Source organism: Vibrio sp. KUL80 (genome assembly GCF_059725495.1).
In genome coordinates this window covers 988,186-1,001,780 of the sequence record NZ_AP045841.1, presented here as the reverse complement: position 1 = coordinate 1,001,780, position 13,595 = coordinate 988,186, and the positions used below count along the sequence as shown (strand labels likewise).

Genomic DNA, 13,595 nt, shown 5'->3' with positions numbered 1-13,595 from the left:
ATTTTGATTAGTATTGTTGGTCAATAACCAACTCCACTGTATCGCCAAGCTCCGCTGGTTGACTTTCACCATACCAGTCGCCATCGCGAGTCGCTACGTTACCGTCGCTATCAACACGTGCTCGAACAATCAAACCTTCAAGGCTTGAAAGCTTACGTCCTTCCATCATGCTGTTGTTATCATCGAGAACAACAGTGCGTGGGAAAGTTCCGAGTGGGTATCGAGCTGCAGCAACTGGCATTGGCGAACCATCTGCCGGATGCACAGAGACGATTAAGGCCGCATCCTGCGGTAGACGCGCATTTGGTGATACGCTGATATTCACCGCGACCGACTTGCCTTGAACGATAGGCTCACCCATCTTAGCTTGTGCATTTTCGATACTACGAGTTAGCATCTCATAGCGGCTATCTTCAGGACCGATCATTCGCTGCATCACAGACCAGTAACGCACCGCTGCTGGGTAATCTTGACGCTCGAACGCATCAAATGCCAGTAGCGATAGCACTCGAAGGTCAACGTACTCAGACTTAAGTAAACTGTTTAGCAATCCACGTGCACGGTTCTGATCCATCTCATCTTGAGACATCATCAGCGCCTGCGCGTAGCCAAGCTTCACATCAGCGTCTTCAGGCTCAAGGCGATAGGCATTTTCCATCGCATCTGTCGCGGTGGTGACATCACGATTAGCTAGTGCGATTCGACCCAGTAGCAACCAACCTGTTGAGTCGTTGCTCTGATAGTGAAGACGAGTACGAAGCGCTAGCGTCAAATCTTGCATTTCGTCTTCTGTCATTGGTTCAGCCGATCCTGCCATCAACTTTTTAGACAGCTCGGGTAGACGACCTGACACTTCTTGCCAGTCTTTCACCTTAGACGCACCGCCAAAATGCATGTACATGCCGTATGTCATTACCACAATCAGCGCAACTGACGGGATCAGTACGGTCATAGGTGACAGTGAGGTTTTTTCAACCTTGTCCTGCTGTGGAATATCATCAAGGAGTGATTGTTTTAGGTCATCAATCAGATCCTCTTGGTTTTCCACCAAACCTTCATTGGCTTCTTCTTCAAGCTCTGTTAAACGGTCTTTGTAGAACGCTTTGTTGAGCTCATCACGAAGCTGCTCGTCTTTATTCGCTTTTTTACTGTTAAGCGTCATCGCCAACAGTACGACAGCGACAATGACCAATCCGACTGTGGATATCCAAAATAGTGTCATTACTGCTTATCTCCAGTCTCTTTTTCTTCTTCGAGCAAAGCTTTTAGTTTGGCTTCTTTTTCTTCATTCCACTTTTCTGCTTCAACCACTTTTTGCGCGCGGTTGTTGCGACTGCGGACAATGATAAGACCGAAACCAAGTACAATCACAAACAGCGGACCAAGCCACAGAATAGAAGTCGCAAGCGTCAGTGGTGGGTTGTAAGTAACGAAGTTACCGTAGCGAGCAATCATGTAATCGACAATCTCGTCTTTAGATTTGCCCTCTTTAGTCATCTCATACACTTTTTGGCGAAGGTCCTGCGCAAGCTCTGCATTAGAATCGCCAATGGTGTTGTTCTGACACTTAGGACAGCGAAGCGTATGGCTCAGCTCTTTGAACTGGTTTTCTTGCTCTAAGTTATCAAACTCATGAATCTCAATCGTCGCGTTTACAGCAAACGCCAACATCAAGCTTGATGCCAGTGCGATTAGCCACTTTTTCATTGTGTCGCCTCCTCTAGCATCTGTTGATACATAGGCTGAAGCTTCTCAGCCCAGTTTCGTGCATTCACATCACCTACATGGCGGTAGCGAATCACACCGTTCGCATCAATAAGAAAGGTCTCAGGTGCACCGTACACACCTAGGTCCAAACCTAACATGCCATTACCATCAAACAGGCTGATTAGATAAGGGTTGCCAAGCTCATTTAGCCACTGTACCGCTTTATTGCGCTCATCTTTGTAGTTAAGGCCGATGATCTTAACGCCATCAGCAGCCAGTTCGTTTAGGTACTGGTGCTCGGCGTAACATGTTGGACACCACGTCGCCCATACGTTAAGCAGCAGTGGCTCACCCTTGAAAATCGCTTGGTCGTATATTTTGCCCGGTTCTGCTAGATCCTCTAAGTGAAACTCAGGGACTTCTTTGCCGACCAATACAGACTCTAGCTTGGTTGGGTCATCACCAGCTTGGTTGCGACCAAGCTGGATAGCGAACACAGTGACGAGAATGAGAAACGCAACCAACGGGATAAATAGAATCTTCTTATTCATTACGCCTCTCCCTCTGCTTTACTACCTTTCCTGAAACGGTAACGTTTATCGCTGATAGCTAGACCACCACCAATCGACATCAGAATCGCACCAAGCCAGATCCAACGTACAAATGGTTTGTGGTAGATACGAACTGCCCACGATTTACCATCGTCCAGGCGCTCACCCATCGCAATGTAGAGGTCTCGAGTCACGCCGCGATCAATCGCTGCTTCTGTCATCATAGACTTAGCGGTGCGATAGAAGCGTTTTTCTGCGTGTAGTGTATTGATGTACTTACCATCTTTCGTTATTTCAAAGTCGGCAATGTAACCATCGTAGTTCGGACCGTCTTTGTCACGTACGCCTTTGAAATAGAAGTCATAGTCGTAGACTTGGTAGTGTTCACCTGGCGCTAGACGAACATCGCGCTCGATGCTGTAAATCTGAACCATGGCAATACCAATGATGCTTACCGCTAGACCTAAGTGACCAAAAATCATTGCCCAGTGACTGCGCGGTAGCTTCTTCACACCTTCAGCAAACGTATGACGGTGCGTAGCACGTTGGTATAGTTCAAAGCCGTGCATCGTGATAATCCAAGATGCCATCAACCAACCTAGGAATGCCATTCCGGTAAAGTACTCAGCAAGCACCACCATCATGAGCGCAGAGAACGCCACTGAGATAATGCCCGAAATCAGCATTGGCTTAGCAAGCGTCGATAGCTTGTCGCGCTTCCAACGGATCAGAGGACCAATACCAAGTAGGAAAGAGAATGGAATCATCAACCACGCAAATAGCATATCGAAGAATGGTGCACCTATAGAGACAGAGCCCAAACCGATTTGCTTGTGAACTAGCGGCAACAAGGTACCTACCAGAACAACCACGAGTGCTGCCATAAGGAGAACGTTGTTACCAAGTAACGCGTTCTCACGAGATAGAAGGTCAAAGTTGCCTCGGGCACGTACTGACGCACCTTTTAGTGCAAACAATAGTAGCGAGCCACCGATAACAAACACGAGGAAGCCTAAGATAAACATACCGCGTGATGGGTCAGAGGCAAACGCGTGCACTGATACCAAAATACCTGAACGAACTAAGAACGTACCAAGCAAACTTAGTGAGAATGCCGAGATTGCTAATAATACTGTCCACGCTTTGAATGTACCGCGCTTCTCAGTCACCGCAAGCGAGTGCATCAGAGCGGTACCTGCGAGCCACGGCATAAACGATGCGTTTTCTACTGGATCCCAGAACCACCAGCCGCCCCAGCCAAGTTCGTAGTACGCCCACCAAGAGCCTAGTGCGATACCCAGCGTTAGGAAAACCCACGCCGCCGTTGTCCAAGGACGAGACCAGCGTGCCCATGCCGTATCCAAACGACCTGACATCAGAGAGGCAATCGCGAAAGAGAAGGCAACAGAGAAACCTACGTAACCCATATAGAGCATTGGCGGGTGAATGATTAAGCCCGGGTCTTGCAATAGTGGGTTGAGGTCACGTCCATCTACGGGGAAGAAAGGTAGAGTCCGTAAGAATGGGTTAGAAGTTACGATGATGAACAGCAAGAAGCCGACCGTGATCATACCCATGACTGCGAGAACGCGAGCCACAGATTCTTGAGGCATACCGCGACTGAACATCGCAACCGCAACGGTCCATGCAGCTTGGATCAGTACCCATAACAGTAGCGAACCTTCGTGCGCACCCCAAACCGCAGTTAGGCGATAGTACCAGGGCAGTTGGGTATTCGAGTTGTTCGCGACGTACTGAATAGTAAAGTCGTTAACATAAAACGCCCATTCCAAAATAAGGAATGAGATCAATAGCATGATGAACATACCCCAAGACAAAGGTCTTGCAGTGTTCATCAGCATGGTATTATTTCGTGACGCGCCGAAGAGCGGCAAAATACTCAGAAGCACTGATAAACTCAGAGAGAGTATCAGTGCAAAGTGACCAATTTCAGCAATCATTGACCGCTTCCTTGTTTTTGTTCTGCAGAGTACTGAAGCGGTTCATGTGTTTTCTTCATCGCTTCAGCAATTTCAGGTGGCATGTATTCTTCGTCGTGCTTAGCAAGTACTTCGAATGCCTCGATTTTGGTTGGTTCAACGAGAACACCCTGAGCCACGATACCTTGTCCCTCACGGAACAAATCAGGCAGGATACCATCGTAAACCACTGTCACTTTAGGGCCGACATCCGCAAGATCAAAGCTCACGCGAAGTGACTCTGAATCGCGGCTGACCGACCCTTCGACAACCATGCCACCAATACGTAAACGCTGACCGATCTCTGGCTTAGCACCATCCTTCTTACCGTTTACCAACTCCGTTGGCGTATAAAACAAGTCCATATTTTGATTAAGTGCATAGAGAATCAAACCCACAGTGGCGCTGATACCAATGAAAATGGCCAAAATGATGCCGAGCCTTTTCTTACGTCTTGGGGTCATAGTGTGTTCTCCATATTCTTAGCCGCGTCGATACGAGCTTGACGATCAACTTTGGCTTGTACGTCTTTAAGAAGTTTTTTACCACGTGACACGCTGGTCACCAGAAGAATAATCATTGCTAAAAAGGTGATGCCAAACGCGCTCCAAACATAGGAGGCGTAACCACCCATCGCGAAAAAGTCACTCAAGGATTCAAAATGCATAGTGATTACCCCTTCTGATTCGATCGCGTTGCTAACGCAATCACCCAAGGCCTGTGGCCTTCTTTACTAATAATTTCGTTACGCAGACGAATGAGCGTCAGAGCACCGAAGAAAAATGCGAAACCAAAAATGTTGAGCAGAAGTGGCCACAACATGTCATTTGAGATAGAAGGCTTCGCAAACTTAGTGATGGTCGCGCCTTGGTGAAGCGTGTTCCACCACTCTACTGAGAAGTGAATGATTGGCAGGTTGATAACACCAACAATGGCTAGAATGCCGGCCGCCTTGGCTGCCGTTTTTTGGTCATCGAATGCGTGGTAAAGCGCGATAACGCCAAGGTAAAGGAATAGCAAGATCAATTCTGAAGTCAGACGAGCATCCCATACCCACCATGCGCCCCACATAGGTTTACCCCATACGGCACCAGTTAAAAGAGCGATAAAGGTGAACACTGCACCGATCGGAGCCATAGCCAATGCGGCCATACTTGAAAGCTTCACTTGCCACACCAAGCCAACAAAAGCAGCGATGGCCATCGACATGTAAACACCCATCGACCAAATGGCAGATGGCACGTGTATGTAGATGATTCTGAAACTATCACCTTGTTGGTAATCGGCAGGCGCATAAGCTAGCCCCCACACAGTACCAATCGATAGACAGGCTAATGCAAGCGTTGCAAACCACGGAAGTAGCGTGCCACACAGATTGTAAGTGGTTTCGGGTTTGGCATAGGGATGAAGCCATTTCCACATAGTGTTTCTCACTCTTTGACGACATTCTTAACATTGCGTTTTCGCAATGATATTGGCGCTATTGTTTTAGTTTACGCTGACTCTTAGGGCTGCGCTGATGGCAAACGGGGTTAGAGTCATTGCACCCGCAAGCATCGCAGCCAATAAAGCTAACTGACCATTATACGCAACCCCCAAGGAAGCAGCATCAATAGCAGAAGTAGCAAATATTAGAATTGGGATATAGAGCGGCAGAACAAGCAAACTCAGTAGTACGCCGCCTTTTTGTAACCCCACCGTTAGCGCGACACCAATCGCACCAATAAAACTTAACGTGGGTGTACCGACCAACAGGGTCAGTACCACCGCAATCCATGTATTGCTATCTAGTGACAGCAAGATAGCCAACAGCGGGCTAATAATAATCAGTGGCAAACCAGTCAGCAGCCAATGCGCTATGATTTTTGCCATTACCACAAGCTGAAGCGGTATTGGCATCAGCATCATCTGCTCAAGTGAACCGTCTTGAAAGTCGTCTTTAAACAGACGCTCCAACGATAACAGCGCCGAAAGCAATGCCGCTACCCATACGATGCCCGCTGAAATACGAGCAAGTAAATTTGGCTCCGGACCAATGCTCAATGGAAACAGCGTGATAACGATAATAAAGAACCACAGTGGATTGAAAATATCCGCTTGGCGGCGAAATGCGATCAACAGTTCACGACGGATGATTTTCATCATGGAATTAAGCATCATCGATCACACTCCTAACACAATTTTTCTTAGTTTAGGGTTATCGCTAAACATATCTTGGTGAGTCGTCAGTAACACAATCCCACCTTTGTTAGCATGCTCTAGGAACAAGTTCTCCAGCACTTTTACGCCTTGCTTATCAATCGCAGTCAGCGGCTCATCAAGGATCCAAAGCATCTGTTCGCTTAACCAAAGGCGCGCCAATGCGACGCGTCGTTGCTGACCTGCAGACAACTGAGCAACCGGTACATCTTCACGGCCCGCTAAACCTACTTGAGTTAGCGCGGCAAAAATTTGTTCATCGGTAGTGTGAGGAGCATGGATAGATTGGTAGAACCTAAGATTTTCTAGAGCAGTAAGATCGCGCTTAACACCGGTTTGATGTCCGAGAAATAACAGTGCTTGGTGGAAATCTTCTCGATTCGACTCGATGGTTTCACCATTCCACTTGATTTCCCCTTCTTCTTTATCACCCAGTCCGGCAACGATACGCATCAACGTTGTTTTGCCTGTTCCATTGCGACCTTCGATCTGTACGAGGTCTCCGGATTGTAACGAAAATGATAAATTCTCGAAGAGTACGCGCTCATCACGAATCGCGGTTAAATTTGTTACTTCTAACATTCAATTAAACACTGGTTCGACTGGGCGTCCATCTTACCATAGCTACCCTAGCGTGAAACGATTATGATCAAATACGCTTCACGAAACTTAGTAAGAAACAATAAATTACTGTTCTTTAACTGAAATATCTAACCATAAAGTGGTACATGCTGACATAATCCTTCACATTTCGATGCGACATAGAATACCAAACTGCATTCGTTGGGCGAATTAGAAAGCGTAAAAGATTGTTACGACTGTTATTTTGATATGTACAGGACATCAATAATTCATTAATGCCCTGTAAAGTTAGCGAGATCGTTTTTGAGGAGAATATTGCGACGCAGGTCGACGCTGAGGTTGAGCACGGTCTTTGTGGAGAGGCGGAACCTTCTCCTTACCTGCGATTTTCTTTTGCAAAGAGAGCATCAACTCAGCCTCCGCTTTTGGCAGTTCACACTCTTCTATAAGCTCGTTGATATCGGCACCCAAACGAACCATTTTATTGGCACGAGTATAAAGGCGACCATCATTGTCGACGTTTTCTAGCTCAATGATACGCTCGGTTAGGTGAACGATGATCTCTTCTTGCTCAGAGACCTTCTGTCCAAGGCCAACCAAAACAGAACGTACTTCAAGCAGTTGCTTGTTGCACTTCTCCACTTCTTTCTCGAGTGCACGCTTTTGCTGACGTGCGTGTGTCTTGTGCATGTTTAATCCACGATGCACTTTCACCAACCAAACGAAAAGGACAACGACAACCGCCACCCCTCCCCAAAGAAGAGGTGACGTCAAAGACACAGCATCAAGCATTATAGGTAAGCCATCTCATCCCACTCATCTTCAGAGAGTAGTTTATTTAGGTCAACAAGGATAAGAAGTTTGCCATCACGGTTGCTAACACCCTGGATAAACTTGGCACTTTCATCAGTGCCCACACTTGGTGTCGTGTCGATTTCTGAAGAACGTAGGTAAACAACTTCTGCAACGCTATCAACCAAAATACCAATCACTTGGCGCTCTGATTCAATCACGATGATGCGAGTGTTGTCCGTGATTTCGCCCTGCATAAGACCGAAGCGTGAACGGGTATCAATAACAGTAACCACGTTACCACGCAGGTTGATAATACCTAGTACATAATCTGGAGCACCTGGTACGGGTGCAATTTCTGTGTAACGCAGAACTTCACGTACCTGCATTACGTTGATGCCGTAAGTTTCCTCTTCTAGTTGAAAAGTCACCCATTGAAGAACTTCATCGTTCGATTGTTCTTTTCTTAGTTCAACATCCATCGTTTGAGACATAGTCTTCCTCTCAATTTCATCTTCAACACCGACATCATGAGCATCGGGTGTTTAGCATCAATATTGTTAATTACTGTACTGATTTAACATCTAAACCAGCATTAAGCATATCTATTAGTTCAGACACATGAACCAGCGCACACATTTGCTGTTTAACCATGCCAGCGAGCCAAGGACGCTTACCTGCTTTCTCACGCCAGCGAACCGCTTCAGGCGCCAGCTGTTCGGTGCCCTTTAGTTCTGTGGCTGCAAGTCCCCAGTTGCTCTCGCCCAACATCACAATGTATTGGTAGTCTTCTTTGTGGCTATCATCTTGGAGCACATCAGACATTACCCACATTGCGGTGTCGACGACATCGAGCTTATTCTCACGGCTTGACTGCAAGCCGAGATACCAAGCTGGGCGACCAATTAGATGGCTGAGTTCGGCAATTTGATGTATGCCTCCTAGTTCATCTAAGGGGACAGCAAACGTCATGCCGTTCACATCAAAGTAGAGAACCTGAAATCCTTCAGTGCGTTCGCCGTTTTGCCAAACAACCTCGGCCCCACCACCATTGCTAGAATCTAAAGAACTTGCGGTTGCTTCTATACTATCGGCAGCTTGCTCTAGCTCTTGAGCACCCATTGAAATCTGTACTGGTTCGAACGACTCCGCAGCGGTTTCTATTTCACTTACAGGATGCTCTGGCTCAATACTCGTGACGTCCCAGCTCTGAATTTCTTCTTCAACGGGCACTTCCACTTCAGGTACAACGATTTCTGGTTGAACCTCTGTTTTTACTTCGATTTCGGTGTCGACTTCGATATCGACTTGCTGCTGCAAGCCACTAAACAGCTTTTCGAGATTTTTAAGATCGGGTTCTTCAGCAAACTCGTCAAACGCCCGGTCATAATCATTGACCGTGACACGTTGAGTTGCCGCCTGCATGCTCGGCTGATATGGCTCTGGCTCTGGCTCTGGCTCTGGCTCTGGCTCTGGCTCTGGCTCTGGCTCTACAGAGATTTCCTGCAATGGTTCACCAAAGTCAACCAAGAGTTCTTCGTCTTGCTCGAGACCAAGCAGTGCAGAAAAATAATCATCCAGCGCTTGTTCACTTGAGAGTGGCGCAGTATCAGCTTTCATCTTGCGCGAGCCTCTCCAAGTAAATCAGTAGTTGTTTGTATGCAAACACACCGCGACTGCCAGCTGCAAAATGAGAAGCCGGCATATGCTTTAAGCTCGCATCACGAAACTTAGTATCAATCGGCACCGCCGAACTCCATACCTGAGATGGGTAATCGTGTTTCAACTGAGTCAAGGTCTGCAAAGATGCACGCGTGCGCTTATCATACATGGTTGGCACAATCGTCACCTTGAATGGACGCTGACGTGACTTCTGCATAATCGCCAATGTACGAACCATGCGCTCAAGGCCTTTCATCGCCAAAAACTCAGTCTGAACAGGAATCAGGATTCGGTCACTTGCCGCTAGCGCATTGACCATCATCACACCAAGAATCGGTGGACAATCGATAAGGACATAATCGTATTCGTCACGAATAGCCATCAAAGCACGCTTTAAGATAAGCCCCATTCCACTGCGGTTGCCCATTACGCGATCAAGCGTCGCCAGCGACATATGCGCTGGCATGATATCGATATTATCGATATGGGTATTGTGGATGAGCGGCTTCACTCGGCTATCACTAAACTCCTTTAGCTGAAACAGATCGAACAAGCTGTGCGACAGCTGATCTGAATCCATCCCAAGATATGTGGTAAGTGAAGCATGAGGGTCGGTATCGATCAGAAGAACACGGTGCCCTTTTTGACTCAGCAATCCCGCTAATGTCACTGTGGTCGTGGTTTTACCCACGCCCCCTTTTTGGTTAGCAACGCTCCATACGATCATATTACTGTCTCTTTAGCTCGACCAAAATGCGCTCAGCAATTCGGTCTAGCGGCAAATCTTCAGTTGAGATGCCGGCTTTGGCTACCGCTTGCGGCATACCATAAACCACGCAAGATTCTTCATCTTGAGCCCAAACAGTGGAGCCTGCACTCTTGAGCATCCGAGCACCTTCGCGACCATCTGCACCCATACCGGTCAGCACCATTGAAAGCACCTTGTCTTGGTAGATTTTTGCTGCAGAGCCAAATGTCACGTCGACACATGGTTTGTAATTCATGCGCTCGCCACCGTCCAAGATGCGGATCTTCGCACTTCCCGCACGACCCTCCAGCATCATCTGCATGCCACCAGGCGCCAAATAAGCAACGCCAGGCTGGAGCACATCGCCATCGGCCGCTTCTTTCACCGTGATTTGACACAGTGAGTTCAAGCGCGCAGCAAAAGCCGCGGTAAACGTCGCTGGCATATGCTGAATCAGCAGAATAGGATGTGGGTAGTTCGATGGCAGCTTAGTCAGTATCTTCTGTAGCGCAACTGGACCACCGGTTGAGGTGCCAATTGCGGTTAGCTGATAGCTCTTGCCACTGCTTCTAAATCGAGATGCAGGTGCTGCGATAGCAGGTCTACCAACCGAAGACGCAGATTCCGTCGCACGAGTGGTTGATACGCGCGCCGCCGTTGGTGTAACTGGGCGACGAACAGCCGTGCGTCTCATTAACGCACGACGACTTGCGATCTGCTGAACTCGCTGTTGCAACAAGGTCACCGCTTCGTCTTTATTACGAGCGATGTCTTCAAATTTCTTCGGTAGAAAATCTAATGCACCAGCCTCTAACGCATCAAGAGTCGCCTTTGCGCCTTCATGCGTTAGCGAAGAGAACATCAAGATAGGTGTTGGCTGAGCACTCATGATCTCACGGACCGCTGAGATGCCATCCATAACGGGCATCTCAATATCCATAGTGATCACATCAGGCTTTAGTGCCAACGCTTTTTCGACCGCTTCTTTACCGTTGACCGCCACATCAATCACTTCCAGACGTGGCGCCGCATTGATAATGTCACTGACTCGACGACGGAAGAAGCTCGAGTCATCGACAACTAAAACTTTTAACGACATAACCTTCCTTATCAGATACGCGATGCTGCTGCGTACTGCTTAAGCAAGTCAGGCACGTCTAGAATCAATGCAATATGTCCATCACTGGTGATAGTTGCGCCCGCCATACCTGGCGTACCTTGCAACAAACTATCTAGAGGTTTGATAACCACCTCTTCTTGACCAATCAAGGTATCGACGACAAAGCCAACGCGTTGGCTGCCAATCTGAACGATCACTACGTGTCCATGACCAGTACGCTGCTGCGCTCGAGCCGTGTGAGGTGCGAGCCAATCTTGGAGATAGAACAGCGGAATGGATTTATCTCGAACAATAATCGTAAGCTGACCATCAACCACATTGGTACGGCTCAAATCAAGATGGAAGATCTCATTCACGCTCGCAAGCGGCAATGCGAATGGATTCTTACCTACGCCAACCATCAATGTCGGTAGAATCGCCAGCGTTAGCGGTACCTTGATAGTAATCTTAGTGCCTTTACCCAGCTCCGAATCGATATCAATCGAACCATTCAAGGTGTTGATCGCCGTTTTAACCACGTCCATACCTACGCCACGACCGGAAATATCCGAAATCTTCTCTTTACTTGAGAAGCCAGGCATAAAGATGAGGTTGAAACACTCTTTATCTGTAAGACGTGAAGCGGCGTCTTCATCCATCATGCCACGCTTAACAGCAATGCCACGTAGCTTATCTGGGTCCATACCACCGCCATCATCAATGATAGCGAGCTCGATATGGTCGCCTTCTTGAGATGCAGACAGAGTGATCTTTCCCGTGCGAGACTTACCTGACTCTTCACGAGCGTCAGGCATCTCGATACCGTGGTCGACCGAGTTACGCACCAAGTGGATCAATGGATCCGCTAGTGCTTCAACGAGGTTTTTATCAAGATCGGTATCTTCACCCTGCATTTCTAGCACGATGTCTTTATTCAGGCTGCGCGCCAAGTCGCGAACCACGCGCGGGAAACGACCGAAGACTTTCTTGATAGGCTGCATGCGGGTTTTCATTACCGCACCTTGAAGGTCGGCAGTGACCACATCTAGATTAGAAACGGCCTTGGACATTTCTTCGTCATTGCTGTTCAAACCTAAGCTAACCAAACGGTTACGAACCAATACAAGCTCACCGACCATGTTCATGATGGTATCAAGCGTCGAAGTATCAACGCGCACGCTCGCTTCTGCTTGCGGTTTTTTCGGCGCGACAGCAGTGGCTTTTTTCTCAGCAGGTAGCGATTTTTCGCTGTTTGCTAACGGTGCTGCTGGTGCTGCCGCAGGTGCTGGAGCGGGAGTTTCAACAACGGGTGCTGGCTCAACTGGCGCTGGCGCCGTGTTCATTGATACTGGCTTGGTTGCTGCCTCTAGCTCATCAGGCGAAGGACCTTTGCCTACACCGTGCAGCTCATCAAGCAGCTTTTCGAATTCTTCATCCGTCATCAAATCACCACCTTCGTTGACAGAAGGTGTTGCGCTTGCTGCTGGTTTCACAGGCTCGGCTGGAGCAGCAGGTGCTGGTTGAGCATCGCCCGCAGACGGTCCTTTACCCACGCCATGAAGCTCATCAAGCAGTTTTTCGAATTCGTCATCAGTGATATCAGATGAAGCCAAATCGCTTGCTGTGGTTGCAGGTGCCTCTACGACTGTCATTTTTGGAGCTGAACTGGCTTTCGTTGGACTGCCGCCCTTACCGTGCAGTTCATCTAACAGACGCTCAAACTCATCTTGGGTAATATCGTCGATAGAACCACCGGCGGACACTTCTGACGTTGTCGCAGGTGTTTCTAATACAGGCGCAGGTGCTTCAACGACAGGCTCTGGAATATCTACAACTGGAGGTGGTGTTGGCGCAGCGGCTACTGGTGCAGACTCATCTGCTGACTCTGGACTGCTAAGGCGATGCAGTTCATCCAACAATGCAGGGTCAGCCGGTTCAATGGATTCCATGTTTTGAACGGATTGGAACTGGTGGTTAACCGTATCCAATGCTTTAAGCATGGTGTCCATCAAGCTCGCATTGACTGAGCGCTGGCCATTACGCAGAATGTCAAAGACGTTTTCTGCACCATGACAAGTGTCTACAAGTTCAGTTAACGCAAGGAAACCTGCGCCACCTTTGACCGTGTGAAAACCTCTAAATATTGCATTTAAGAGATCTTTGTCTTCCGGATTGTTCTCAAGCTCAACAAGTTGCTCTGAAAGCAGCTCTAGAATTTCACCCGCTTCCACAAGGAAGTCCTGAAGGATCTCTTCATCTAATTCGTAGCTCATAGT

15 protein-coding genes are annotated in these 13,595 nt (G+C 48.1%); all 15 read right to left on the bottom strand.

Annotated elements, in window-relative coordinates:
- Positions 1 to 7: 7 nt before the first annotated feature.
- The 15 genes from ccmI to AC6I8U_RS04580 all read right to left on the bottom strand — a co-directional run bounded on the left by ccmI (position 8) and on the right by AC6I8U_RS04580 (position 13,592).
- Positions 8 to 1,222, bottom strand: coding sequence for a c-type cytochrome biogenesis protein CcmI (gene ccmI, locus AC6I8U_RS04650; RefSeq protein ID WP_394150558.1), 1,215 nt, complete (start codon positions 1,220 to 1,222; stop codon positions 8 to 10).
- Positions 1,222 to 1,707: a cytochrome c-type biogenesis protein gene (locus AC6I8U_RS04645; RefSeq protein ID WP_394150560.1), complete on the bottom strand. Its 486-nt coding sequence runs from the start codon at positions 1,705 to 1,707 to the stop codon at positions 1,222 to 1,224. The genes ccmI and AC6I8U_RS04645 overlap by 1 nt, the downstream gene beginning before the upstream one ends.
- Entirely contained in the window at positions 1,704 to 2,258 is a 555-nt protein-coding gene (locus AC6I8U_RS04640) for a DsbE family thiol:disulfide interchange protein (protein ID WP_394150562.1), read from the bottom strand. Before AC6I8U_RS04640 ends, AC6I8U_RS04645 begins: the two co-directional genes overlap by 4 nt.
- Positions 2,258 to 4,219: a heme lyase CcmF/NrfE family subunit gene (locus AC6I8U_RS04635; RefSeq protein WP_252011590.1), complete on the bottom strand. Its 1,962-nt coding sequence runs from the start codon at positions 4,217 to 4,219 to the stop codon at positions 2,258 to 2,260. Before AC6I8U_RS04635 ends, AC6I8U_RS04640 begins: the two co-directional genes overlap by 1 nt.
- Positions 4,216 to 4,701, bottom strand: coding sequence for a cytochrome c maturation protein CcmE (gene ccmE, locus AC6I8U_RS04630; protein ID WP_394150565.1), 486 nt, complete (start codon positions 4,699 to 4,701; stop codon positions 4,216 to 4,218). The genes AC6I8U_RS04635 and ccmE overlap by 4 nt, the downstream gene beginning before the upstream one ends.
- A complete protein-coding gene (gene ccmD, locus AC6I8U_RS04625; protein WP_042478492.1) occupies positions 4,698 to 4,904 on the bottom strand; it encodes a heme exporter protein CcmD in 207 nt (68 codons plus the stop codon). Before ccmD ends, ccmE begins: the two co-directional genes overlap by 4 nt.
- Positions 4,905 to 4,909: 5 nt before the next feature.
- Positions 4,910 to 5,659, bottom strand: a complete 750-nt coding sequence (locus AC6I8U_RS04620) for a heme ABC transporter permease (protein WP_234495441.1) — start codon at positions 5,657 to 5,659, stop codon at positions 4,910 to 4,912.
- Positions 5,660 to 5,725: 66 nt separating this feature from the next.
- Complete coding sequence (gene ccmB, locus AC6I8U_RS04615; protein ID WP_042478552.1) at positions 5,726 to 6,394, bottom strand: heme exporter protein CcmB; 669 nt, start codon at positions 6,392 to 6,394, stop codon at positions 5,726 to 5,728.
- A gap of 6 nt (positions 6,395 to 6,400) precedes the next feature.
- A complete protein-coding gene (gene ccmA, locus AC6I8U_RS04610) occupies positions 6,401 to 7,018 on the bottom strand; it encodes a cytochrome c biogenesis heme-transporting ATPase CcmA (RefSeq protein ID WP_394150567.1) in 618 nt (205 codons plus the stop codon).
- Between the two features lie 288 nt (positions 7,019 to 7,306).
- Complete coding sequence (locus AC6I8U_RS04605) at positions 7,307 to 7,810, bottom strand: DUF2802 domain-containing protein (RefSeq protein WP_394150569.1); 504 nt, start codon at positions 7,808 to 7,810, stop codon at positions 7,307 to 7,309.
- Positions 7,810 to 8,304 carry a chemotaxis protein CheW gene (locus AC6I8U_RS04600; RefSeq protein ID WP_042478487.1) on the bottom strand — a complete coding sequence of 165 codons (495 nt, stop codon included), beginning with the start codon at positions 8,302 to 8,304 and terminating at the stop codon, positions 7,810 to 7,812. The genes AC6I8U_RS04605 and AC6I8U_RS04600 overlap by 1 nt, the downstream gene beginning before the upstream one ends.
- Positions 8,305 to 8,374: 70 nt before the next feature.
- The gene (locus AC6I8U_RS04595) at positions 8,375 to 9,430 is read right to left on the bottom strand and encodes a chemotaxis protein CheW (RefSeq protein WP_498017854.1); all 1,056 of its coding nucleotides are present in this window, start codon (positions 9,428 to 9,430) and stop codon (positions 8,375 to 8,377) included.
- Positions 9,420 to 10,199 (bottom strand): ParA family protein, encoded by a 780-nt coding sequence (locus tag AC6I8U_RS04590; RefSeq protein WP_234495438.1) that lies wholly within the window; start codon positions 10,197 to 10,199, stop codon positions 9,420 to 9,422. Before AC6I8U_RS04590 ends, AC6I8U_RS04595 begins: the two co-directional genes overlap by 11 nt.
- 1 nt (position 10,200) lies before the next feature.
- On the bottom strand, positions 10,201 to 11,319 hold the full coding sequence (locus tag AC6I8U_RS04585; RefSeq protein WP_394150574.1) for a protein-glutamate methylesterase/protein-glutamine glutaminase: 1,119 nt from the start codon (positions 11,317 to 11,319) through the stop codon (positions 10,201 to 10,203).
- Positions 11,320 to 11,330: 11 nt separating this feature from the next.
- Positions 11,331 to 13,592, bottom strand: a complete 2,262-nt coding sequence (locus AC6I8U_RS04580) for a chemotaxis protein CheA (RefSeq protein WP_498017853.1) — start codon at positions 13,590 to 13,592, stop codon at positions 11,331 to 11,333.
- Between the last annotated feature and the right edge of the window lie 3 nt (positions 13,593 to 13,595).